Source organism: Necropsobacter rosorum, assembly GCF_964241405.1.
GTDB classification, from domain to species: Bacteria; Pseudomonadota; Gammaproteobacteria; order Enterobacterales; family Pasteurellaceae; genus Necropsobacter; species Necropsobacter rosorum.
Window position 1 is genome coordinate 244,126 of the sequence record NZ_CAXSXF010000003.1, and the last position, 23,499, is coordinate 267,624.

Consider the following 23,499-nt stretch of genomic DNA (forward strand, 5'->3'; position numbering starts at 1 on the left):
CGGTTATTGTTTGGTGCGGGCAAACAGGCCGATAATACCGCGCTGATACCAACGCTGGCGCGTGGTGCTTTGCATGTTTTCGCCGACTTTTTGGGTTAAGCGATCCAAAATAATCGCCATTAACACGATGCCTAATCCGCCAGTCGCCGCTTGTCCCATATCCAGACGGCCGATGCCGCGCAGCACCATTTGACCTAAACCGCCGACCGCAATCATGGAGGCGATCACCACCATCGACAGCGACAGCATTAAGGTTTGGTTAATGCCCGCCATAATTGACGGCATGGCTAACGGCAGCTGTACTTTATATAATAACTGTTTGCGGTTTGCGCCGAAGGCGTTTGCCGCTTCAATCAGTGATTCCGGCACTTGACGGATACCTAAAATGGTCAGGCGGATAATCGGTGGCAAGGCAAAGATAATGGTGACGACTACGCCGGGTACGTTACCGATCCCGAACAGCATCACGATCGGCACTAAATACACAAATGCCGGCGTGGTTTGCATGGCATCCAGAATCGGTTTGATAATAGCCGAGGCGCGCTGCGAACGCGCCATCCAGATCCCCATCGGCAAGCCGATAAGCAAACAAAAGGAGACCGAAGTCAGCACTAGCGCCAGCGTGATCATCATTTCGTCCCAGGCACCGACGGCGCCGATCACGATCATCGACAGCAATGTCAATAATGCCAGCCGAAAGGTGGAAAGCTGCCATACGATTAAACTCAGCACCAGCAACATGACCGTCGGCGGCAGTAAATTAAATAACGATTGAAATAAGGTTAAAATGGTGTCAATCGGTGCGCTGATAAACAGGAAAAAATCTCTTAAATGCATAACCAGCCAGTTGATTGCGCTTTCCACCCAATGACCGAAAGGAATCAACGTATCGTTAAAAGGGTGGAGCCAGTCGAATTGCGCGCTGTGCTGCGACGCGGTCAGCCAATCGGCGGTGTCCGTTTGCGTCGCGCTTTGCGTCATACTGTCCCAGGCATCTGTATTTGCTGCATTTTCCGTTGTCATTATTCAGTCCTTCTATCTAATGTTTGTAATACTTTCACTTTGGTGATAACCCCATAATAACGTCCGTGTCGGTCAACAATCGGAAGCGGGCAGGGCGCCTGCGCCACATCGCTGATAACATCGCCGATCAAACTGTCCGGCGGCAAGGCGGTGATTTCAATAAAACTGTCCGCCAGTAATTGTTTGTTGCGTTTCGCCTGTTGCAGCGAATCCACCGAAACCATGCCCTGATAGATGCCACGGCGATCGGATACCACGGCAAAATCACGTTCGTGCTGTTCCAGCAATTTGAGCGCCACATGCGGTTTTTCGTTATCGGTTTTCTGCACGATATCCAGTAAATGCCGTTTGCTGGCGATGTCTTTCACCGTCAGTACGTTGGAAACGTTAACCCCCTGAATGAAGGAGCGGATATAATCGTTTGCCGGATTTTGTAAAATCTCATCCGGCTGGCCGACCTGAATCACCTGACCGTTTTGCATAATGGCAATGCGGTTGCCGATGCGCATGGCTTCATCCAAATCATGAGAAATAAACACAATAGTGCGGTCGGAATTTTCCTGTAATCGCAACAGCTCGTCCTGCATTTCGGTGCGGATTAACGGGTCAAGCGCCGAAAAGGCCTCGTCCATTAACAAAATCTCCGGATCATTGGCCAATGCCCGCGCCAGCCCGACCCGTTGCTGCATACCGCCGGAAAGTTCCGACGGATAAGAATCGGCATAGGCTTCCAGTCCGACCCGGCTTAACGCCTCCAGGGCTTTTTGCTGACGCGCTTTGAGCGGAATGCCGGACAATTCCAGACCAAATGCGGTATTTTCCACAATCGTCATATGCGGCATTAGGGCGAAAGACTGGAACACCATGCTGATACGTTTACGCCGAACTTCGCGTAATTCGCTTTCCGACATTTCGGCGATATCGTCGTTGTCGATAAACACATGGCCTTTGCTCGGTTCGATTAAACGATTCAATAAGCGGACTAAGGTTGATTTTCCCGAGCCGGACAATCCCATAATCACGAATATTTCACCGGACATAATTTCCAGCGAGACATTATTTACGGCGACGGTCGATCCCGTATTAGAAAAAACCTCTTCTTTCGATGAGCCTTTTTCTAATAATTTAAATGCGGCGTCTTCATGCTCTCCGAAAATTTTATATAAATTTTTAACGGATAATTTTACTGACATTATAATTATTATCTCCTAAAGTTAAAAAATAAAGGTGGTTAAAAAATGTTGAATGGCGCAAGTCAATTTACCTTAACAAAAAAATAACAAGAATGCAAACCGATGTCGGTGATAATATGTGGTTTATGGCGGATTTCTCTGTTTAAATTACAAATTTTTCAATTGGTTAATTATTTTCAAATTTTGCTGGAATATTGCTTCTCGGAAGTGTTTTATAGCGTAAATAAAGAATGTGCTGAGTAAGTTTTGAGGGTTTTTATTTTTTTAATAATATTGTAATTTATGGAAATTTATTTATAAAATTTATTGTTATGGTGTAAATAATTTATTTGATAATATGGCTGTAATTATTAATATTCTATTAACTTTGTTCGGAATTATCGCAATAAATAAAACGCGATATTATTCTCCATAAAACAGCAATAATTTATACCAAAACTTATGAAATAATGACCGCACTTTAGCGTTTTAGCAGTAATAAAACAGGGGCGTATTACGCCCCCGAATGGATTATGTTGCTGTCGGATTATAATTCGATGTTGACCAGACGGGCAAAACCCTGTGCCGGATCGGTTTCGTAAGCGGCCGCCGCATCCTCAAGGGTTAATCCCAGCGCTGCGGCGACCCCTTTGCCGTAAGCCGGATCGCAGGCGTAGCAGTTACGGATATGGCGGTATTTAATAAACGTATAAGCATCGCCCATGGCCGCGGCGGTATTGTCAAATAGCGCCTGTTGCTGGTCGGCGGTCATCAAGCGGAACAGCGCACGCGGCTGCTCGAAATAATCGTCGTTGGTGTTGGCATATTCCCAATGGGCGGCATCGCCGTTGATCTTCAACGGCGGCTCGGCATACTGTTTTTGCTCCTGCCATTGGGCGAAACTGTTCGGTTCGTAGTGCGGGCCGCCGCCGTAATTGCCGTCAACCCGCCCCGCACCGTCGCGCAGATTACTGTGTACCGGGCAGCGCGGCGCGTTAACCGGAATTTGATTGAAATTCACTCCCAGACGATAACGCTGAGCATCGGCGTAATTAAACAAGCGCGCCTGCAGCATTTTATCCGGCGAGACGCTGATCCCGGGAACCAGATTGCTTGGTGCGAAAGCGGCTTGTTCCACTTCGGCAAAGAAATTTTCCGGATTGCGGTTAAGCTCGAATTCGCCCACTTCAATTAGCGGATAATCTTTTTTCGGCCAGACTTTAGTTAAATCAAACGGATGATAAGGCACTTTTTCCGCCTCGGCTTCCGGCATCACCTGAATAAACAGAGTCCATTTCGGGAAATCGCCGCGTTCAATAGCCTGATATAAATCGTTCTGGCTGCTTTCCCGATCCTTGGCGATAATTGCCGCCGCTTCTTTATTCGTCAGATTTTTAATGCCCTGCTGGGTGCGGAAATGGAATTTGACCCAGTAACGTTCGTTTTCGGCGTTGATAAAACTGTATGTGTGCGAACCGAAGCCGTGCATATGGCGATAACCGTCGGGGATGCCGCGATCGCTCATCACAATCGTGACTTGATGCAGCGCTTCCGGCAACAACGTCCAGAAATCCCAGTTATTATTTGCCGAACGCATGTTGGTGCGTGGATCGCGTTTGACGGCACGGTTTAAATCCGGAAATTTACGCGGATCGCGCAGGAAAAAGACCGGGGTATTATTTCCCACCATATCCCAGTTGCCTTCTTCGGTATAAAACTTTAGCGCAAAGCCGCGAATATCGCGTTCGGCATCCGCCGCACCGCGTTCACCGGCAACGGTGGTAAAGCGGGCGAACATTTCCGTCTGTTTACCGATTTGACTGAAAATTTTCGCTTTGGTGTAGCGGGTAATATCGTGCGTTACCGTAAATACGCCGTAAGCACCGGATCCTTTGGCATGCATGCGTCTTTCCGGAATCACTTCGCGCACAAAATTCGCCAGCTTTTCATTCAGCCATAAATCCTGTGCCAGCAACGGGCCGCGCTCGCCGGCGGTCAGACTGTTTTGGTTGTCCGCCACCGGCGCACCGTTGTTCATGGTTAAATGTGTGACAGGGCATTTGCTCATAACATACTCCTTTAAGGTAGAGGGATTGAAAGTAATCGTAAATAAAAAATAACTTTAATCATCATACAGATAAATTTTTAACTATTAAAGTAATAAATTCAATTTGTTATATCTATCAAACAAGACAAAGTCGGATAAAACGGCTGGCGGTAACTCAACAAAGGCGTGTTATAAATGGATGGGTATCGAACGTATCGCCGGGAGGCGGAGGGCATCCCGGCGGAGGAAAAGTACGGTATTAACGGTGCTATTTTTTGTCTGCGCAATAGCGAATCAGCCCTTCCTGCTGGGTGGTGGCGATAAGGCGTCCCTGCCGGTCGAAAATTTCTCCCCGCGCCAGTCCTCGTGCGCCGTAAGCGTTATTACTTTCCAATGCGTAAAGCAGCCAGTCGTTCAGATCGAACGGACGGTGAAACCAAATGGCGTGGTCGATAGTCGCCACTTTCATGCCCGCTTCCAGAAAGCCTTTTTTATGCGGATGAAGTGCGGTCAATAAAGTATGAAAATCGGAGAAATAGGCCAGCAGACATTGCTGAATTTTCAGATCCGCCGGCACGCTGCCGTTGGCTTTTACCCAAGCGTATTGCTCCGGCGGCAATTTTGTGCCGCTAAACGGATTATTCATATATTTGGTGCGAATATCAAACGGCCGTTCCGCGGTGAATTTATCGCGCACCGCCTCGGGAATGTATTGCGCCAGTTTTTGCATCATCACGCTTTCCTGCAGGAAATCCTGCGGGTCGCCCACCTGCGGCATCGGGCTTTGATGTTCAAAACCGCGTTCTTCAATCTGAAAAGACGCGGTAATATGGCAAATCGGTTGATTATGCTGAATGGCTTTTACCCGCAATGCGGTAAAGTTGCGCCCTTCGCGCAGGGTTTCCACATCATAGATAATCGGGTGCTGACTGTCGCCCGGCGCTAAGAAATAAGCGTGGCAGGAATGTAGAATGCGATTGTGCGGCGCAACCTGAATCGCCGCGGACAGCGCTTGTGCGATCACCTGACCGCCGAACAGCTGGCGCAGGCCGAGATCCTGACTTTCGCCGCGGAACAATACATCATCCAGTCTTTCCAGTTTGAGAAGTTGTATCAGATTATTGAGTACTGCCGACATAGTATTTTCCTTTTTATAGATATCCGAGTGAATGTTAAACCCCGCCGGCACCGCGCGGATATGCCGTGCGGCGGACAGGGCGGCATATTGTTTGAGCATTTAATTGTAATCGGCGGAGAAAGATTTGCAATCATCATCCGCTTATTGCATAATACCAAGCCTTAACCGCCTGTGCGGTTAATTCTACGGAAACCTTTTCGGTTCCTCGCAATGGTGTCTGGTTTACCCGGTCAGGTTCGGAAGAAAGCAGCCAAAGTCAGAATTTCCGTGTGCCGAGATCAAGCCGGAAAGGTTTCCACCCATTTCAGCGGGGCGGCATGTAAGCCGCCCCGTGTCTTTTCCGGTTTTGCGAAAGCGCAATGCCGCCGGGTCTTTCATTCGATTCTTTGCGCCAGCCGGCGGAAGCAGCCGTCGGGTTTATGGATTAATTCCCGATAGCTGCCCTGTTCGATTAAACGGGATTGGTCGATCACGCAAAGTTTATCGAAACGCTCAATGGCGGTCAGCCGATGGGTGACCATCAGCAGGGTTTTGTTTTCGCAATGCCGCAGGATCAATGCCAGCATACGGCGTTCGGTTTCGCGATCCAGACCTTCGGTAGGTTCATCCAGCAGCAGCATAGGGGCGTCGTTTAATAAAATGCGCGCCAGTCCTAAACGGCGCTGTTCGCCGCCGGACAGCGGACGCCCGCCGTCGCCCAGCCAAATATCCAGCCCCTGTTCCTGCTGTGCCAGTTTATCCAGACCGACTTGTTCTAAGATCGCCAGCATCCTGTTATCGTCGATTTTCTGTGCGGCGGCCAGCTGCAGATTATTGCGCAGCGTATCGCTGAAAACATGCACGCGCTGGGTTAAAAAGCACATTTGCGTACGCAGACTGTGTTCGCTGTAGGCCGCAATCGGTTCGCCGCCAAGTAAAATGTCGCCTTGCTGCGGATCATAATTGCGCACCAGCAGTTGCAGTAACGTGGATTTGCCGCTGCCGGTTTTGCCTAAAATCGCCACTTTCTGTCCCGCTTCCACCGTTAAATTGATGTTATCCAGCGCCGTATCCGAACGTTGCGGATAGGCGAAACTCAGATGGGTTATCCGAAGGGAAAGTGCGGTGGTTTTTTCGCAGGTTTGCGTGCCGTTAAAGGTGACTAAAGGCGGCTGTTCGGTGATTTCACTGACCCGTTCGGCGGAAGCGATAACCTGTCCGATATGTAAAAACGCCGCGCCGAGCGGCATTAAAATCTCAAACGCTGCCAGCGCGGCGAAGGCAAACAGCGCGATCAGTGCCGCGCGGTACTGACCGCTGCCGAAATCCGCCTCGGCGGCGAACCATAGGGTCGCCGATAAAATCAGCCCGTTGGCGAACAGCAAAAGTGCGGTGGATAATCCGGATAAATTGGCTTCCCGCTGCTGATAATGCTGCCATTGTTGTTCCGTGTGCTGTAATTTCTGTTTTAACGGCTGCTCCGCGTTAAACAGCAGCAATTCCGCCTGCGCCTGGATAAATTCCACAAACTGGGTGCGATAACGGGCGCGGGCATGGGTCAGTTTACTGCCGAAGCGTCTGCCCAGATGATAAAACACCGTCGGCACGCACAGGAGCAGCAAAAACAGACTGATGCCGATAAACAGCGCCAGCGTCACATTAAACAGGCTCAGGGCGATGGTGAGCAATACAATCACGGTCAGCGCGCTCACAAACGGGGCGATCAGCCGCAGATAAAGACTGTCCAACGTATCCACATCCGCCACCAGACGATTTAATAAGTCGCTGTTGCGATAACGGTTTAATACCGCGGGGCTGAGCGGAATGATTTTGCGAAAGACCTGCACCCGCAATGTCGCCAACACCCGGAAGGTGGCATCGTGGGTGACGATTTTTTCAAAATAACGGGTGACGGTGCGGCCGATCGCCAGTCCGCGCACGCTGGCGGAGGGATAAAAATAGTTAAACAGCGTCCCCACACCGGCAATCGCCGTAGCGGCCAGAAACCAGCCCGAAACGGTTAACAGCCCGATACTGGCGGCAAGCCCGCCCAGCATCAGCAGCAAGCCCAGTAATAATACCCAGCGGGCATGTTTGAATAATGATAAAAAAGGAAGTAAGGCGCGCATTAGTTGATGTCCTGTTTACGTTGAGCCAGTAACTCGGCAAAAAAGCCCTGTTCCTGCAATTGGTCGAAATGCCCTTGCTGGACGATTTGTCCTTGCCGCATCACCAGAATATGATCGCACTGTTTCAGATCCTCGATTCGGTGGGTGATCATCAGCGTGGTCTGCTCGCGGCTGATATGCTGTAGCGCTTGCAACACCCGGTTTTCCGATTGCGCATCCAGACTGGCGGTCGGCTCATCCAACAGCAGCAGATGCCCCTGACGCAGCAGCGCGCGCGCAATGGCCAGACGCTGTGCCTGACCGACGGAAAGCCCGCTACCGTTTTCTTTTATTTCGGCATCCAGCCCCAGCTTATCGGTAAATTCTGTTGCGCTGGCGCGGCTTAACGCCTGTTCGATGCGCTGCGGGTCGGCCTCTATGCCGCCGAGCAGCAGGTTTTCTCTGATGGTGCCCTGCAACAGCAGCGGATTTTGCCCTACCCAGGCAATCGCGCGGCGCCATTTGAGCAGATCCGTTTGATTAAGTTCGACGCCGTTGATTTTCAGGCTGCCCCGATAAGGCAGAAAACCTAACAGGACATTCATCAGCGAAGTTTTGCCGGCGCCACTTTGACCGACCAGCGCAGTGTGGCTGCGCGGTGCCAAAGTAAAATTGAGCGGTTGGGTCAGCGCCTCGCCCTGCGGCGACAGTACGACTAAATTTTGTGCCGCAATTTCGACCGCACTTTGCAGATGAAGCAGCTGTTGTGCGGCGGATTGGGCGGTCAGATAATCCTGTTGCAGGAAATCGACGATCGCATCGGCGGCACCGATAGCGGCCGCACGATCATGATAATACGTGCCGAGATCACGCAGCGGCTGATAAAATTCCGGCGCCAGCGTTAAGCAGAAAAAGCCGATAAATAAAGTTATCGGCGTGCCGTAGCTGCCGAAGTCGAGTTCGCCCAAATAACTGAATCCGAAATATACCGCCATCAGAGCAATCGAAATCGAGGTGAAAAATTCCAGGACGGCGGAAGATAAAAATGCCATTTTCAGCACTTCCATGGTGGTGATGCGGAAATCATCGGCATTATCTTCAATATGGCGGGTCTGTTCCTGCGTGCGGTTGAACAGGCGCAGGGTTTCCAGCCCGCGCAGACGATCAAGAAACTGACCGCTCAGGCGGGCAAGGGTCGCCATATTTTTCTGGCTGCTGTCGGCGGCGGCAAGCCCGACTAAAATCATAAACAGCGGAATCAGCGGCGCGGTGAGCAGCAAAATGGCTCCCGCCGCCCAGTTTAACGGAAATACCGCAAGCAAAATAACCAGCGGCACAATGCCGGCCAGCGCCTGCTGCGGCAGATAGCGGGCATAAAAATTGTGCAGGTTTTCCACCTGTTCCAGCATGATGGTCGCCCAGCTGCCCGCCGGTTTATGATTGATGGTCGCCGGCCCCACCTGATGAATTTTATCCAGAATCCGTTGGCGGATAATATTGCGTAATTGCCGACCGCACTTAAAGCCGATTTTTTCGCGCAGCCATAAAATCAGCGCCCGCAAGGCAAAGCCTGCGATCAAACCGAAAAAATAAGGCGCCAGCTCGCTGCGCGCGGTGTGCAGAATAATCAGATGGTGCAGAATGTTGGCTAAAAAGTAGGTTTGCGCCACTAAAATTACGGAAGAAAGGCTTGCCAGCAGAATATTGAGGGTCAGTAATTTTCTGATGGGCTGCTGCTGAGCGCGCAGCCATTGCTGCAATTGTTTTTGGCGGATTTTGTCCATAACGTCTTGTTTCTTTTCTTTATGCAGTCCGGATAGTCATCCGTTATTTTGTCGCTTTAATGCGCCACGTCTTTTTCGCTTGGTGGAAGTAAAATCAGCCCCAAAAGACATTCGATTTAACCGCTGATTTTATCCGCGCTTTGCCGGATAAAACGCCGGCAGGTTATTCACAGCTTAGCGCCGCTATCATCGGTAGCAAAATCAGCTCACGCTTGGGCCGGTGACGCGGGGAAACAGGCCGGAGCGTGAGTAAAGTGCGGTGTGTTTTCGGCTGATTTATGCCTGCGCATCAAGAAAACGCTCGGCATCCAGTGCCGCCATACATCCTGTGCCGGCGGAAGTGATCGCCTGACGGTAATTGTGATCCATCACATCGCCGGCGGCGAACACGCCTGCCACCGAGGTGGCGGTGGCGTTGCCGTCCAGACCGGATTTCACCACAATATAGCCATTGTTCAGCTCCAGTTGATCGGCGAAAATCTCCGTGTTCGGCGCATGCCCGATGGCAATAAAGACGCCGTCCAGTTTGACTTCTTCAAGCGCGCCGGATTGGGTATCTTTCAGACGCACGCCGGTCACGCCCATGTCATCGCCCAATACTTCCTCTAAAGTGCGGTCGGTATGTAGCACGATTTTGCCTTCTTCGACTTTCTTATATAACCGATCGATCAGAATTTTTTCTGCGCGGAAACTGTCGCGGCGGTGGATCAGATGCACTTCGGCGGCGATATTGGCCAGATACAGCGCTTCTTCCACCGCGGTATTGCCGCCGCCGACAACGGCGACCGGTTTGTTGCGGTAGAAAAAGCCGTCACAGGTGGCGCAAGCCGAAACGCCACGACCTTTATAGGCTTCTTCGGAAGGCAGACCGAGATAGCGGGCGGAGGCGCCGGTGGCGATGATTAACGCATCGCAGCTGAAAGTCTGCGCATCACCGTAAAGTTTAAACGGACGGGATGATAAATCCACCCGGCCGATATGATCAAAGACGATTTCGGTATCGAATTTTTCTGCGTGCTGCAACATACGCTGCATTAATGCCGGGCCGGTGGTATCGCCGAAATCGCCCGGCCAGTTTTCAATTTCGCTGGTGGTGGTTAATTGTCCGCCCTGTTGCAGGCCGGTTACCAGCACCGGTTTTAAATTGGCGCGGGCGGCATAAATCGCCGCCGTATAACCGGCAGGGCCGGAACCTAAAATAAGCAGTTTACTGTGTTTAATCTCTGACATAAAAAATCCTTTTGTTAAAAATAACCGATGAAATTGTGTCTTAATATGGTGTCCATTATAAGGATTTCAATCAATGAATTCATTAATAGAGCAGCGAATACAGCAATCGGCGATATTTATTGGTGACCGGATCATTGTTGCCGATTGCCGCCAGAATGGAAAGAAACTGTTGCTTGACCTCGCCGTTTTGTGCGTTCAGATCCTGTTTCAGAATATCGAACAGCAGCGTCAGCGCTTCTTCGTTGCGGTTTGCCTGATGCAGTTGCACTGCCAGTTTGAGGGCGATTTCGGCACTCGGATTTTGTTTGAACTCGGCTTGTAATTGCTGAATTTCAGGCGTGTCCGCCGCTTTGATCAGCAAATCGATTTGCGCCTGTAAGCCTTGCCAGCGGCTGTCCCGATCCTGTAGCGGAATGCCGTTTAAAATTTCCTGCGCCGGTTCGGTGCGTTTAATGGCGATGTAGGTTTCCGCATACAGCAGCGCAATATCGCTGTTTTTGCGCTCGGATAACTCCCAGGCGTCTTTTAATAACGGCAGCGCCGCGTCGTAGTCTTGCACCTGCAGAAAATCCAGCGCTTGATTGAATTTGATTTCCTCTTCTTTCGGCAAAATCACGCTCAAACGCTGTTGTAATGTGGCTTCATCCAACGGCCCCTGAAAGGCGTCCAGCGCCTGCCCGTCTTTAAACAGGTAAGTGGTCGGCAGCGCCTGAATGCCAAATTGCGCGGCGATCATTTGTTCCGTTTCGCAGTTGATTTTACCCAGCGTAAACTGCCCCTGATGTTTCTCCGCATAGCGTTCCAGCAATGCGGAAAATTCCACCGATTGCGCATGGCTTGGCGCGTAAAACACCAATACCAGCGGGGTTTGCTGGGCAAGTTGCAGCGTATCGGTGAGATTTTGTTCGTTGATGTCAATAAGATAAGGCGTCATATTCAATCCTGTCCGGTTGAGAAAATTGACAGGATTGTAACAAAAGTGCGGTGCTTTTTGAAAACTTTTCTCAATCGCACCGCACTTTTCGATGCGCAATTAGAGCAGCACGCTGCCGATTACAGAAAGCGCGAAACCGACAAGTCCGATCAGCGTTTCCTGTACCGTCCAGGTTTTCAGCGTGGTTTTGGTATCCATTTCAAGAAAACGGCTGACCAGCCAGAAACCGCTGTCATTAACATGGGATAACACCGTTGCGCCGGAAGCAATGGCGATCACGATAAAGCACAAATCGAACTGACTGAGACCGGCGGTCGCCGCCACGGTCGGTGCAATCAGCGCCGAGGTGGTGGTCAGCGCGACGGTAGCGGAACCCTGCGCCACCCGCAGCGCCGCGGAAATAATAAAGGCGGCGACGATCACCGGCATACCGGTATCGGACAGCATGGCGGCCAGTACATCGCCGATACCGCTGGCGCGCAGCACGCCGCCGAACATTCCGCCGGCACCGGTGACCAGTACGATGGAACAAATCGGGCCGAGGGCATTATCGCAGATTTTTTCGATTTGCTCGCCGGTGCGCTGGTCTTTCAGCAAGACAATAGCGACGATCAGAGTAATCAGCAACGCAACCGGGGTTTTGCCCAGTAAGCGCAGGCTTTCCACCCAAAGCTGCGAACCGTCGATGACGTTCGTCACCGACAAGGTGTTTAAGCCGGTATCAAATAAAATCAGGATCAACGGCAACAATAAAACCGCCAACACTTTTTTAAAACTCGGCGGATTTAACACCGCAGTTTCATTAATTGCCGAGGCGTTCAGGAACGATTTCGGCAACGGCAGCATGATCTTTTGACCTAGATATTTGCCGAACAGATAACAGGAAAGATACCAGGTCGGAATGGCGCACAGAAATCCTACGATCACCAATAATCCCATATTGGCGCCCAATAAATCGCCGGAAACCACCGGGCCGGGATGCGGCGGCACAAACGCGTGCATTACGGCAAAGGCACCGGCCGCCGGAAAGGCGTAACGCAAAACGGAACCGCCGAAGCGTTTGGCCACACTGAAGATGATCGGCAGCATTACCACCAGACCGGCATCAAAGAAAATCGGGAAGCCGAACAGTAACGAGGCCACCCCTAAGGCCAGCGGCGCTTTTTTCTCGCCGAATTTATTGATGAGCGTATCAGCCAGCACTTTCGCGCCGCCGGTGATTTCAAGCAGGCGGCCGATCATAGCGCCCAGCCCCACTAATAACGCCACCGACGCCAGCGTGCCGCCGAAACCGTTCAGCAGGGTCGGCAGAATTTTATCAATGGGAATGCCGGTGGCAAGTGCGGTCAGTAAACTGACGATAAACAGCGCCACAAAGGCATGCACTTTAAATTTCATAATCAGCAGGAGCAACAGCAAAACCGATGCGATCATGATGAAAATCAACATAGTAAATTCCTCTTTAAAATAATCTTAAACTGCTGCCAGCATGCCGCCATCGACGAACAGCAACTGACCGTTAACGAAATCTGAGGCGGCGGATGAGAAAAATACCGCCGCGCCCACCAGTTCTTGCGGATCGCCCCAGCGTGCCGCCGGTGTGCGCTGACATAACCAGGCGGTAAACGCCTTGTCTTCCACCAAAGGGCGGGTGAGTTCGGTGTTGAAATAGCCCGGCGCAATTCCGTTGACCTGAATATTGTAGCGGGCAAGTTCCACACACATACCGCGGGTCAGCATTTTCACCGCGCCTTTGGAGGCCGCATAAGGGGTGATGGTATCGCGCCCCAGTTCGCTTTGCATGGAGCCGATATTGATGATCTTGCCTTGCCGGCGTTGCACCATATAGCGGGCGACGGTCTGAGACACCATAAACACTGCTTTTTGGTTCACTTTAATGATCTCATCAAACTCCGCTTCCGGAAAATCGCAGAACGGATGACGGCGTTGAATGCCGGCATTATTGATCAGCACATCAAGCGGGCCGATATGCCGTTCAATCTCATCAATTGCCTGCCGAACCGCCGCCGTATCGGTCACATCAAAGGCCACCGCATGTGCAGTGAGCCCTTGTGCGCGCAGTTTTTCCGCCGCCTGCTCGGCTTTATCCTGCGCCGTGCCGTTAATGATCACCTCGGCACCGTAACGGGCGAGCCCCTGTGCCAGAATATTGCCGATCCCTCTGCTGGAACCGGTAATTAAAATACGTTTGCCCTGTAATGAAAAAAGGTTGTTCATCCTGTTCTCTCCCTTATGCAAAAGTCAGCTGAACTTTTGCGATGGCGTTTTTATTTCCCGCACTTTCAAGCGCTTGCTGCAATTCGGTAAACGGGAAGGTTTTTGATAATAAAGGCAGGGGATTGATTTTGCCCTCACTTAACCACTGTACGGCGGTATTGAATTCTTCGACAAAACGGAAAGTGCCTGTCCAGCTGATTTCTTTAGCGATAAGCTGCATCAGAGGAAAATCGGCGACCGCACCGCCCATACCGATCTGCACGATGGTACCGCGCGCTTTGGTGACATCCAGACAACGCAGGATTGAGGCGGGATGCCCCGAAGCCTCAAAAGACACGTCAAAAGCACCTTTATGTTGCCGGTATTGGCTGAAATCATCCTGTGCGTTAAGGGTTTTATCCGCTCCCATCTGCTCGGCCAGCGCCAGACAACGCGCGCTGATATCGGCACAGACGATTTCTTTTGCGCCCAATACCTTAACGGCGGCGACGGTCAGGCAGCCGATCGGGCCGACCCCGGAAATAAAGACCCGTTTACCCTGTAAATGGCCTGCACGTTTGGCCGCATGGATTGCTACCGCCAAGGGTTCGGCAAATGTCATGACTTCATCCGGCGCGTGGGCGGCATAGGGAATACATTGTGCATTATCAACCACTTTAAAACGGGTGAATCCGCCGTCGATATGGGGATCATACATAGCGCTGCCGAAAAAGCGCATGGTTTCGCACTGATTGGTTTCACCGGATAAACAATATTTGCACCGGCCGCAGGGTTTACTCGGATTAATAGCCACCTTTTGACCTTCATAGAGATTCGGCGCGCTGGTTTTAATCACTTTGCCGATCACCTCATGGCCCAATATCATCGGGTGTTTTAGCGCAAAATTGCCCACTTTTCCATGCTGGTAGTAATGTAAATCGGAACCGCAGATCCCGCCGCGAGTAATTTGTACCAGCGTTTGCTGATCGTTCGGATCATAGGCCAGCGGCTGTTTGATGATGGCTACCTGCTTTGGCCCTTTTACCACACAGGAAAGCGTCTCTCTGTTCATTTTCTGCTCCGTCTTTATTGGGTTACTGGTAACATAAATTCTTCGAACGGTTTCGTAAAGCGAAATTTGCGTTCATTGGCGTAAATTGTGATGAAGTTCAAATTTTTTGTCGGTAACGTGATTCAGTATAACGCGTCGTTGTTTATTTTTTGTGAGGTAAATCACAAAATTTGATGTTACTGGTAACTTTAGGGCGGATTTTTGTTATTGTAGCCCCAGGAAAGATGAGGGCGTCAGGCTAAGGAGTTTTGTGATGCTGAATACAAAAGGGAAAAGTTTTATTCTGATGGGGGTTTCCAGTACCGGAAAAACGACGGTGGGCACGGAGGTCGCCCATCGTTTGGGGATTAAATTAATCGACGGCGATGATCTGCATCCGCGGGCGAATATTATCAAAATGGGGCAGGGGCAGCCGCTCAACGATGAGGATCGGGCGCCGTGGCTGGAACGGATCCGTGATGCGGCGTTCAGTCTTGAGCATAAAAGCGAAGTCGGTATTATTGTCTGTTCCGCATTGAAACGAAAATACCGGGATATGATTCGTGAGGGCAACGAAAGCGTGAAATTTTTATTCCTGCACGGATCTTTTGAATTAATCCTTGCGCGCATGCGGCAGCGCAAAGGCCATTATATGAAAACGGAAATGCTGAAAAGCCAGTTCGATACGCTGGAAGTGCCGCAGGCGGATGAAACGGATGTGATTCCGATTGATATCGACGGCGCTTTTGAAACGGTCGTGCAACGTTGTATCGTGGCATTAACGCCGTTTTTATAATCGTTTCGCGCAGATGCCCGGCATCATAAAGTGCGGTATTTTTTGCGCGTTTTTTATTTTCAAACAGCCGGCTGAGAAGTTGAGCAGGGGATAAAGTGCGGTATTTTTTTGCATACTTTTTATTGATTCCATCGGGCGGCGAGGTGTGCCGCTTTTGACCGGTGGCATTGAGGATAACATCAAGGTTTCTTCGCGGAAAGGCGTGCCGGCGCGTTTTCTTTGCTACAAAAACGCCCCTGAAACTGATAAAATTCCGCCTGATTTTTTGACAACGAATTCAGGAATAACAGTGGCATTAATTAGTTTAACCGAGGGATATCTGGCTTTCGGCGATCAGCCCGTATTGGATAAGGCTGAACTGCATATCGAAAGTGGCGAGCGGGTGTGTCTGGTGGGGCGTAACGGCGCGGGCAAATCCACCTTAATGAAAATTCTGGCCGGCGACATTATGCTGGACGACGGCCGTCTGCAACTTGAGCGGGAGCTGGTGGTTTCCCGTCTGGAGCAGGATCCGCCGCGGCATGCGCAGGGCAATGTGTTTGATTATGTGGCTGAGGGCATCGGTCATCTGGCAGATTTATTAAAACAATATCACCAGCTTTCCCGCCGGCTGGAAAAAGACGGCAGTGAGCAGACGCTGAATCAGTTGGCGCGCATTCAAACGGAGCTGGAACATACCGACGGCTGGCGGTTTGAAAATAAAATCAACGACGTGCTGGCAAGACTGACGCTGAATGCGGAAACGCAGTTAGCCGATTTATCCGGCGGTTGGCTGCGCAAAGCGGCGCTGGCCAGAGCGCTGGTGTGCGAGCCGGATGTGTTACTGCTGGATGAACCCACCAACCACTTGGATGTGGACACCATTGAATGGCTGGAAGAATTCCTGTCAGGTTTTGCCGGCAGTATCGTATTTATTTCGCATGATCGTTCCTTTATCCGCAAAATGGCGACCCGGATTGTGGATTTGGATCGCGGCAAGCTGGTGTCTTATCCGGGCGATTATGATCGCTATCTGACGACAAAAGAAGAAAACCTGCGCGTGGAAGCGCTGCAAAACGAGTTGTTCGATAAAAAACTGGCACAGGAAGAAATCTGGATTCGCCAAGGCATCAAAGCGCGCCGTACCCGTAACGAAGGGCGTGTGCGGGCGTTAAAAGCGTTGCGTGAGGAACGCCGTCAGCGCCGCGATGTGCTGGGCAGTGCGAAATTACAGCTGGATAACTCAAGCCGTTCCGGCAAGATAGTGTTTGAGCTGGACGACGTCAGCTATGAAATCGGCGGGAAAACCTTGCTAAGCCATTTCAGCACGACCATTTTACGCGGCGATAAAATCGCCTTGGTCGGGCCGAACGGTTGTGGAAAAACCACCTTGATTAAATTGCTGCTCGGCGACATTCAGCCGACTTCCGGCGCAATTCGCCGCGGCACCAAACTGGAGATTGCTTATTTCGACCAATACCGCGCCGAGCTGGATCCGGAAAAAAGCGTGATGGACAATGTGGCGGACGGTAAGCAGGATATTGAAGTCAACGGCGTGAAACGGCATGTATTGGGCTATTTGCAGGATTTTCTGTTTCCGCCGAAGCGAGCCATGACGCCGGTTAAAGCCTTATCCGGCGGCGAACGCAACCGCCTGCTGCTGGCAAAACTGTTGCTTAAGCCGAATAATCTGCTGATTTTAGACGAACCGACCAATGATCTGGATGTGGAAACCCTGGAATTACTGGAAGATATTCTGACCGATTATCAGGGCACGTTGTTGATCGTCAGCCATGATCGTCAGTTTATCGATAACACTGCGACGGAATGTTATCTGTTTGAAGGCGACGGCGTACTGAATAAATATATCGGCGGTTTTCATGATGCCAAACAGCAGCAGGCCAATTATTTTGCGGCCAAAGCCGCTGCGCAGGCGCCGAAAACCGTTGCCGACAGTGAGAAAAGTGCGGTACAAAATAAAGCGGTTTCCGCCGCCGCGCCGAAAAACCGCTCACCGAAATTATCCTATAAGGAGCAGCGCGAGCTGGAACAGCTGCCGCAGTTGCTGGAAACGTTAGAACAAAACATCAGCGCATTGCAAGCGGAAATCGGCAGCGCCGAGTTTTTCCAGCAGGATCATGCATACACCTCGGCAAAACTGCAGGCACTTGCCGACGCAGAACAGGGGCTGGAAGAAGCGTTTGTGCGCTGGGAGGCGCTGGAAGAAAAAGCCAATGCGGCAAAAAGCTGATAAGCAGGCAGTGTTTTGACGGTGGAAAGTGCGGTGAAAATTCAGTGTTTTTTTACCGCACTTTTTTACCGCACTTTTTTCGCCGGGCAGGTTATTTCTGGGCGCATACCGCGATAAAGTTTAATGGTTTGCGCGGATCGTTAAATACCTTGAACATTTTTTTAAAGGTGGCGCGGTTTTCCGGTTTCAGCGCGTTTTTAATGATTTTCAGACTGCCGAGAAGGCCCTCGTCATACAGCATGCCGCGCGGCGACAGCAGTGTCATTTCACCGTTAAAAGTGTCGATATTGCGAAAACCGCCGTCGGCAAATACTTTTATCCAGTCCGTTTTGCTCAGCGGCGTGACGCTGATATTGATCGCTTCCCGCAGTTGCTGCAAAACGGCTTCGCGGTTTGTGCCGGTCAGCATCACATCGTGGGTCAGCAAAAAACCGCCCGGTTTTAACACCCGATAATATTCGCCCACCGCCTTGATTTTTGCCGGCAGCGGCAACATGGTCAGCATAGCCTCATTGATGACGATATCAAAGCTCGCATCGTCAAAGGGCAATGACAGCGCATTGGCGCGCCGTACATGAATCAGATCCTGCAATCCTTGTGCGGCGATATGGGTTTCGGCTTTGCGCAGCGCCGCTTCATCCAGATCCACCCCTTCAATATGGCAGCCGAAGCGTTTCGCCAGCCCGATGGCGGTTGTGCCCATATTGCAGGCCACTTCCAGCACCTGTTTATCGCGGCTGAAATCGCCGTTGCCAATCAGCCATTCCGTTGCTTTTCGGCCGCCCGGACGCAAACGCGTTTTACCTAAACGGGCAAGAAAATTGTGGCCGACTTCCTCTTTTTTCATGTGATTTCGTCCTCCGGATAAAAATGGTTGACTAAATATATCAGATTTAAAATAAATATGGTAATGATATTCAGTCTTATTTACGGGAGGGGACGAAAACGGGGAACGAGCGGTTGCCGGTGCGCAACCGCCCTGCTTGGATTACACTAAATTACTAATAAAAATCAATAAGATAATTAATGGCACAACAAATTTCACATAATTAAACCAGAGGGTCGTGAAAACGGAATCCGGTGTGGAAGAAAGCTCTTTTCTGGCATCTTCTTTCAGCACGAAACCCACAAAAACGGCGCAACCCAAAGCGGTGAGCAAAAACAGAATATTGCCGCTGACATAATCAAAGGCGTCAAAAATATTTTTACCGAAGAAAGTGACGTTTTGCAGCAGATTATTACTTAAAATCGACGGAATATTGCCGAACAGGAAAATGCCGCCCAGCGTCAGTGCGATGGCCTTGCTGCGGCGCATTCTGAGCTTTTCCTGCAATGCGGTGATAATCACTTCATAAATGGTAATGGAGGTGGTTAGGGCGGCAATCAGCAATAAGCTGAAGAAAATCACGGCGAAAAAGCGCCCCGCCCATAAATGGGAAAAGACGATCGGCAGACTCTGAAAAACCAGCGTGGGGCCGGCATTCGGTTCGATCCCAAAGCTGAACAGGGAAGGAAAAATCATAAAGCCGGCAAGCACGGCGATAATTGTGTTGGTGAAACCGGTGATGACGGCGGTCTGAATCAGATTTTCCTGCTTACTGAGATAGCTGGACAGGGTAACGATCACGCCGAATCCCAAACTTAACGCAAAGAAAACCTGCCCCAGCACCATAATAAACAGCTGCGGTGTGATTTTGGAGAAATCCGGTTTTAAATAATAAATAATGCCTTCCATCGCGCCCGGTAACGTAATGTTACGGATAACCATACCGAGTAAAAAGACAAACAGCAGTGGCATCAGATATTTGACCGAACGTTCGATGCCGCCGATAATGCCTTTGGCCAAAATGATGTAATTGACCGCCACAAAAAGAAAGGTGTAAAGCGTAATGGCCAGCGGACTGTCGGTAATATGCCGATCATAAAAATTTTGCGCGATTTCTTTGCTGATGGTGTGCGAAATATCGAGATTGCCGCTGATCAGATTGACGATATAGCTGATCACCCAGCCGCCGAGCACCATGTAATAGGCCATAATACCGAACGCGCCGAGCAGCCCCATATAGCCGATGATTTTCCAGCCTTTGGCAATGGGCTTGCTTGCCAGTCTGTCGCCGAAAGCGTCGATGGAATTTACCCGCAGACGACGACCGATAACGTTTTCCACCAGAATCATCGGAATACCGATAACCAGCATCGCAATGCAAAACAGTAAGACATAAGCGCCGCCGCCGTTTTCTCCCACCAGATAGGGAAACCGCCAGGTTGCGCCGAAGCCGACGGTCGCCCCGGCAACCGTCATTACATAAGTCAGCCGGCTGGACCAGGTTTGTCTTTCAGTTGTTTTTGTTGTCATAATATTGCCTTAATGGGTTGATAATCATGCCGTTTATGGCGCAGTCGGTCGATTAAATATCGGTTTTGTCTTTATATTCGCACAGATCTTCGATAATGCAGGAGGCGCAACGCGGTTTTCTGGCGATGCAGGTATAGCGGCCGTGCAGAATCAGCCAGTGGTGGACATCCAGTTTAAATTCGTCGGGCACCACTTTCAGCAGTTTCTTTTCCACTTCAAGTACGTTTTTACCCGGCGCGAAGCCGGTGCGGTTAGCGACGCGGAAAATATGGGTATCCACCGCAATGGTCGGATGACCGAAAGCCGTATTTAACACTACGTTGGCCGTTTTGCGTCCGACGCCGGCCAGCGCTTCCAGCGCCTCACGGTTTTCCGGTACTTCGCCGTGATGTTTGTCGATTAAATCTCGGCAGGTTTTGATGATATTTTCCGCCTTGCTGTTATACAGCCCGATCGTTTTGATATAGTCTTTTAATTTCTCCACGCCGAGATCCAAAATAGCCTGCGGCGTGTTGGCGACCGGAAATAATTTGGCGGTGGCTTTGTTGACGCCTTTATCGGTGGCCTGCGCCGACAGAATCACGGCAATCAGCAGCTCGAAAGGCGAGTGATAGCTAAGCTCGGTTGTGGGTTTTGGGGTATGATCCCGTAAACGGGTCAGAATTTCGATGCGTTGTTGTTTATTCATCTGTGCAATTATTTGGTGTTATGATCAATCATGTTTTTTATTGCCAGCATCAGACCTAAGCCGATAAAGGCGCCGGGCGGCAGAATTGCCAGCAAAAAGCTGCTGTCGGCATGGAACAGTTCCACATGCAGAACGCTGGCCCAGCTGCCCAACAGATTTTCGATGCCGTCGAACCATTTGCCGGTGCCGATAATTTCCCGCAGGCTGCCGAGTACGAATAAACTCAGGCTCATGCCTAATCCCATGGAAAAACCGTCAAACAGAGAATACAGGATGCCGTTTTTGGAGGCAAACGCCTCTGCGCGTCCGATCACGATGCAATTGGTGACGATCAGCGGAATAAAAATTCCCAGCGCCTGATACAGCGTATAAGTATAAGCGTTCATCATCAGCTGCACCATCGTCACCGTGGTGGCGATAATCATCACATAAATCGGAATACGGATTTGATTGGGAATATGTTGGCGGAACAGGGCGATGACCGTATTGGTACACATCAGCACCAGCATGGTGGCGAGCCCCAGCCCCAGCGCGTTGGTTGCGGTATTGGAGACCGCCAGCAGCGGGCAAAGCCCGAGCAGCTGCACCAGCGTGGAGTTATTTTTCCAGATACCCTGAATAAAAATGTCCCGCCAAACGGAACGGTTTTGCACCGCACTTTTCGGTGCGTCAAGTGCGGTGGTTTTTGGCGTGGTTTCTGTCATCTCGTTATCCTCGCGTATTTTGTTGTTGCATCCAATCCAGCAACGAAAGCGATGCCCGTTTCACCTGATTGACTACCGCGCGCGGCGTAATGGTGGCGCCGGAGAACTGATCGAATGTACCGCCGTCTTTTTTCACCGCCCAGTCTTTCTGGTTGTCGCGGGAAATATGCCGGTGAGCAAAGGCGAGGATCCAGTTCGACACGCGGGTTTCGATTTTATCACCCAGTCCCGGCGTTTCTTTGTGTTCGATCACGCGCACGCCGAGAATTTCACCCTGCACGGTCATGCCCACCAACAGGCGGATATTGCCCGAATAACCGTCCGGCGCGGTGGTTTCAAAGGCGTATGCGACGGTTTTCCCGTTTTTCTCGGCCTGGCACAGCTTATCGATATACGCGATGCTGCCGTTGATCGGTTGGCAGCTGGCGGCCAAATCATGGTCAAAATCGTTTTGCGGAATCACCTGCTGGAGCAATTTACGCTGCTGTTCTGCGACGGCATGATCGATTTTATCTTTGGTTAAAAAATAAACTCCGCTGGAAAGTGCGGTACAAATCAGCGCGATAAATCCCAGCAGCAAACCGTAACGGACACTGACTTTTACAAGCTGCATTATTGCCCCCTTTTCGCCGAATGACCGGCCACGCGCGGTCGGGTATAGTGATCGATCAGCGGCACGCAGATATTGGCCAGCAAAATCGCGAATGCCACGCCGTCGGGGTAGTTACCGTAAAAACGGATCACACACACCAGACAACCTGCCAGCGCGCCGAAAACCAGTTTGCCTTTCGGTGTAATGGAGGCGGTGACCGGGTCGGTGGCGATAAAAAACGCCCCGAACATCGTCGCACCGCTGACCCATTGCCAGAGCGGATTGGTGCCGAACGGCGCAAACCAGTGGAACAGGCTGAAAATAAAGATGGTGCTTAAAAACGCCAGCGGAATATGCCAGTGAATAATCTTTTTCCAGATCAGGAAAAGACCGCCCGCCAGAAAACATAAATTCACCTGTGTCCAGCCGATGCCTTCGGGCAGACTTTCGCCGCCCAACGGTAAAATGCGCTCGAAAATCGGCGACCATCCCACCTGCGCAAAACTGTCGGCGCCGTGTTTGGCGGCGGTTTTCAGGCTGTCCAGAGGCGTGGCCTGCGTGATGCCGTCAATCGCGGCGGTTAATTGATGCAGGCTGAAACCGTCGGTGCTGAAACCGGTGAAAATCAGCGAATAAGCGTCGGCAAAAGTCGGCGGTTCGTTCAGCAATTGAACCGGCGGCAGCCAGGTCGTCATTTGCAGTGGGAAAGATACCAGCAACACCACATAACCGACCATGGCGGGATTAAATAAATTCTGCCCCAGACCGCCGTAAACATGCTTGCCGATAATCACCGCGCAGCCGACGCCGAGCAGAATTATCCAGTAGGGCGCGTAGGGTGGAATCGCCATCGCCAGAATAAGTGCGGTCAGAATAACGCTGAAATCACCGATATAAAAAAACGCGGGTTTGCGGCGTAACAGCGTAACGCCGAATTCAAGCAGTAAGCCGAACACAATAGCAAGTGCGGCTTGAATCAGCACGCCGAAACCAAAGTAATAGAGTTGTGCGCCCAGTGCCGGCAGCATGGCGACGATAACCCACAACATGATCCGGGCGGTGAGCTTGCCCGAATGGGTATGCGGTGAACTGATCATTTTAAACATATCTTTATCTCTTAATTGTGATTTTGTTGCTGCGCCGCTTTTTTGGCCTTGGCGCGCGCAATGGCGGCGGCGATAGCGGCTTTTTTATCATCAAGTGCGGTGGAATTTTCGCGAGTTTTTTCGATCGCACTATTATGTTCGGTGCGTTTTTCTACCGCACTTTTTCCCGCTGCGCCGTCAGTCGCCGGCTGTGTGCGTGACTGCGGTGGCACTGTTTCAGCCGGCGGTGTCGCGTCGGCATGATTGGCGGCGTTATCGTTTTGCGCTGCTTTTTTGGCCTTGGCGCGCGCAATGGCGGCGGCGATAGCGGCTTTTTTATCATCAAGTGCGGTGGAATTTTCGCG

Annotated in this window: 19 protein-coding genes, 1 other RNA gene and 1 pseudogene; 3 read left to right on the forward strand and 18 right to left on the reverse strand. The window is 51.0% G+C overall.

All coding sequences use genetic code 11. From position 1 onward, the window contains the following. Positions 1-3 precede the first annotated feature (3 nt). The 4 genes from proW to tesB form a co-directional block, all read right to left on the reverse strand. Entirely contained in the window at positions 4-1,023 is a 1,020-nt protein-coding gene (gene proW / locus ACESOH_RS07675; protein ID WP_373100598.1) for a glycine betaine/L-proline ABC transporter permease ProW, read from the reverse strand. Further along, the gene (gene proV / locus ACESOH_RS07680; protein WP_373100599.1) at positions 1,023-2,216 is read right to left on the reverse strand and encodes a glycine betaine/L-proline ABC transporter ATP-binding protein ProV; all 1,194 of its coding nucleotides are present in this window, start codon (positions 2,214-2,216) and stop codon (positions 1,023-1,025) included. Before proV ends, proW begins: the two co-directional genes overlap by 1 nt. 526 nt (positions 2,217-2,742) lie before the next feature. Further along, positions 2,743-4,263 (reverse strand): catalase, encoded by a 1,521-nt coding sequence (locus ACESOH_RS07685; protein WP_032092002.1) that lies wholly within the window; start codon positions 4,261-4,263, stop codon positions 2,743-2,745. A 247-nt stretch (positions 4,264-4,510) separates the two neighbouring features. Further along, positions 4,511-5,380 (reverse strand): acyl-CoA thioesterase II, encoded by an 870-nt coding sequence (gene tesB / locus ACESOH_RS07690; RefSeq protein ID WP_373100682.1) that lies wholly within the window; start codon positions 5,378-5,380, stop codon positions 4,511-4,513. Positions 5,381-5,574: 194 nt separating this feature from the next. On the opposite strand from tesB, the gene ffs reads away from it, so the two are divergent. After that, positions 5,575-5,673, forward strand: an RNA gene (ffs, locus tag ACESOH_RS07695) — signal recognition particle sRNA small type. A gap of 81 nt (positions 5,674-5,754) precedes the next feature. Here ffs and cydC read toward each other — a convergent pair. The 7 genes from cydC to idnD all read right to left on the reverse strand — a co-directional run bounded on the left by cydC (position 5,755) and on the right by idnD (position 14,704). Continuing rightward, a complete protein-coding gene (gene cydC, locus ACESOH_RS07700; RefSeq protein ID WP_373100600.1) occupies positions 5,755-7,488 on the reverse strand; it encodes a heme ABC transporter ATP-binding protein/permease CydC in 1,734 nt (577 codons plus the stop codon). After that, on the reverse strand, positions 7,488-9,251 hold the full coding sequence (gene cydD / locus ACESOH_RS07705; protein ID WP_373100601.1) for a heme ABC transporter permease/ATP-binding protein CydD: 1,764 nt from the start codon (positions 9,249-9,251) through the stop codon (positions 7,488-7,490). The genes cydC and cydD overlap by 1 nt, the downstream gene beginning before the upstream one ends. A 276-nt stretch (positions 9,252-9,527) precedes the next feature. Further along, the gene (gene trxB, locus ACESOH_RS07710; protein WP_032091999.1) at positions 9,528-10,481 is read right to left on the reverse strand and encodes a thioredoxin-disulfide reductase; all 954 of its coding nucleotides are present in this window, start codon (positions 10,479-10,481) and stop codon (positions 9,528-9,530) included. An 82-nt stretch (positions 10,482-10,563) separates the two neighbouring features. Next, positions 10,564-11,415: a co-chaperone YbbN gene (locus tag ACESOH_RS07715; RefSeq protein WP_032091998.1), complete on the reverse strand. Its 852-nt coding sequence runs from the start codon at positions 11,413-11,415 to the stop codon at positions 10,564-10,566. Between the two features lie 99 nt (positions 11,416-11,514). Then, positions 11,515-12,864 carry a GntP family permease gene (locus tag ACESOH_RS07720; RefSeq protein WP_373100602.1) on the reverse strand — a complete coding sequence of 450 codons (1,350 nt, stop codon included), beginning with the start codon at positions 12,862-12,864 and terminating at the stop codon, positions 11,515-11,517. A 24-nt stretch (positions 12,865-12,888) separates the two neighbouring features. Beyond that, the gene (gene idnO, locus ACESOH_RS07725) at positions 12,889-13,653 is read right to left on the reverse strand and encodes a gluconate 5-dehydrogenase (RefSeq protein WP_373100603.1); all 765 of its coding nucleotides are present in this window, start codon (positions 13,651-13,653) and stop codon (positions 12,889-12,891) included. A gap of 13 nt (positions 13,654-13,666) precedes the next feature. Further along, positions 13,667-14,704: an L-idonate 5-dehydrogenase gene (idnD, locus tag ACESOH_RS07730; protein WP_373100604.1), complete on the reverse strand. Its 1,038-nt coding sequence runs from the start codon at positions 14,702-14,704 to the stop codon at positions 13,667-13,669. Between the two features lie 253 nt (positions 14,705-14,957). On the opposite strand from idnD, the gene ACESOH_RS07735 reads away from it, so the two are divergent. After that, entirely contained in the window at positions 14,958-15,479 is a 522-nt protein-coding gene (locus tag ACESOH_RS07735; protein WP_373100605.1) for a gluconokinase, read from the forward strand. A 289-nt stretch (positions 15,480-15,768) separates the two neighbouring features. Next, positions 15,769-17,709 (forward strand): ABC transporter ATP-binding protein, encoded by a 1,941-nt coding sequence (locus tag ACESOH_RS07740; protein ID WP_373100606.1) that lies wholly within the window; start codon positions 15,769-15,771, stop codon positions 17,707-17,709. A gap of 91 nt (positions 17,710-17,800) precedes the next feature. On the opposite strand, the gene ACESOH_RS07745 is transcribed toward ACESOH_RS07740, so the two are convergent. The 7 genes and pseudogenes from ACESOH_RS07745 to ACESOH_RS07775 form a co-directional block, all read right to left on the reverse strand. Further along, positions 17,801-18,556, reverse strand: coding sequence for a class I SAM-dependent methyltransferase (locus ACESOH_RS07745; protein WP_373100607.1), 756 nt, complete (start codon positions 18,554-18,556; stop codon positions 17,801-17,803). Between the two features lie 141 nt (positions 18,557-18,697). Beyond that, positions 18,698-20,065, reverse strand: a complete 1,368-nt coding sequence (locus ACESOH_RS07750) for a sodium-dependent transporter (protein WP_373100608.1) — start codon at positions 20,063-20,065, stop codon at positions 18,698-18,700. Positions 20,066-20,117: 52 nt separating this feature from the next. Further along, positions 20,118-20,753, reverse strand: coding sequence for an endonuclease III (nth, locus tag ACESOH_RS07755; RefSeq protein ID WP_032091989.1), 636 nt, complete (start codon positions 20,751-20,753; stop codon positions 20,118-20,120). Between the two features lie 8 nt (positions 20,754-20,761). Further along, positions 20,762-21,457, reverse strand: a complete 696-nt coding sequence (locus tag ACESOH_RS07760) for an electron transport complex subunit E (protein ID WP_032091988.1) — start codon at positions 21,455-21,457, stop codon at positions 20,762-20,764. A gap of 4 nt (positions 21,458-21,461) precedes the next feature. Continuing rightward, positions 21,462-22,070 (reverse strand): electron transport complex subunit RsxG, encoded by a 609-nt coding sequence (gene rsxG, locus ACESOH_RS07765; RefSeq protein WP_373100609.1) that lies wholly within the window; start codon positions 22,068-22,070, stop codon positions 21,462-21,464. Beyond that, positions 22,070-23,155 carry an electron transport complex subunit RsxD gene (gene rsxD, locus ACESOH_RS07770; protein ID WP_373100610.1) on the reverse strand — a complete coding sequence of 362 codons (1,086 nt, stop codon included), beginning with the start codon at positions 23,153-23,155 and terminating at the stop codon, positions 22,070-22,072. Before rsxD ends, rsxG begins: the two co-directional genes overlap by 1 nt. An 11-nt stretch (positions 23,156-23,166) precedes the next feature. Further along, positions 23,167-23,499 (reverse strand): annotated as a pseudogene (locus tag ACESOH_RS07775) (electron transport complex subunit RsxC); the annotation flags it as partial.

Excerpts from the sequence above, each read along its gene's own strand:
- proW (WP_373100598.1), bottom strand. The coding sequence starts at position 1,023 with ATGACAACGGAAAATGCAGCAAATACAGATGCCTGGGACAGTATGACG.
- proV (WP_373100599.1), bottom strand. The coding sequence starts at position 2,216 with ATGTCAGTAAAATTATCCGTTAAAAATTTATATAAAATTTTCGGAGAG.
- ACESOH_RS07685 (WP_032092002.1), bottom strand. The coding sequence starts at position 4,263 with ATGAGCAAATGCCCTGTCACACATTTAACCATGAACAACGGTGCGCCG.
- tesB (WP_373100682.1), bottom strand. The coding sequence starts at position 5,380 with ATGTCGGCAGTACTCAATAATCTGATACAACTTCTCAAACTGGAAAGA.
- cydC (WP_373100600.1), bottom strand. The coding sequence starts at position 7,488 with ATGCGCGCCTTACTTCCTTTTTTATCATTATTCAAACATGCCCGCTGG.
- cydD (WP_373100601.1), bottom strand. The coding sequence starts at position 9,251 with ATGGACAAAATCCGCCAAAAACAATTGCAGCAATGGCTGCGCGCTCAG.
- trxB (WP_032091999.1), bottom strand. The coding sequence starts at position 10,481 with ATGTCAGAGATTAAACACAGTAAACTGCTTATTTTAGGTTCCGGCCCT.
- ACESOH_RS07715 (WP_032091998.1), bottom strand. The coding sequence starts at position 11,415 with ATGACGCCTTATCTTATTGACATCAACGAACAAAATCTCACCGATACG.
- ACESOH_RS07720 (WP_373100602.1), bottom strand. The coding sequence starts at position 12,864 with ATGTTGATTTTCATCATGATCGCATCGGTTTTGCTGTTGCTCCTGCTG.
- idnO (WP_373100603.1), bottom strand. The coding sequence starts at position 13,653 with ATGAACAACCTTTTTTCATTACAGGGCAAACGTATTTTAATTACCGGT.
- idnD (WP_373100604.1), bottom strand. The coding sequence starts at position 14,704 with ATGAACAGAGAGACGCTTTCCTGTGTGGTAAAAGGGCCAAAGCAGGTA.
- ACESOH_RS07735 (WP_373100605.1), top strand. The coding sequence starts at position 14,958 with ATGCTGAATACAAAAGGGAAAAGTTTTATTCTGATGGGGGTTTCCAGT.
- ACESOH_RS07745 (WP_373100607.1), bottom strand. The coding sequence starts at position 18,556 with ATGAAAAAAGAGGAAGTCGGCCACAATTTTCTTGCCCGTTTAGGTAAA.
- ACESOH_RS07750 (WP_373100608.1), bottom strand. The coding sequence starts at position 20,065 with ATGACAACAAAAACAACTGAAAGACAAACCTGGTCCAGCCGGCTGACT.
- nth (WP_032091989.1), bottom strand. The coding sequence starts at position 20,753 with ATGAATAAACAACAACGCATCGAAATTCTGACCCGTTTACGGGATCAT.
- ACESOH_RS07760 (WP_032091988.1), bottom strand. The coding sequence starts at position 21,457 with ATGACAGAAACCACGCCAAAAACCACCGCACTTGACGCACCGAAAAGT.
- rsxG (WP_373100609.1), bottom strand. The coding sequence starts at position 22,070 with ATGCAGCTTGTAAAAGTCAGTGTCCGTTACGGTTTGCTGCTGGGATTT.
- rsxD (WP_373100610.1), bottom strand. The coding sequence starts at position 23,155 with ATGTTTAAAATGATCAGTTCACCGCATACCCATTCGGGCAAGCTCACC.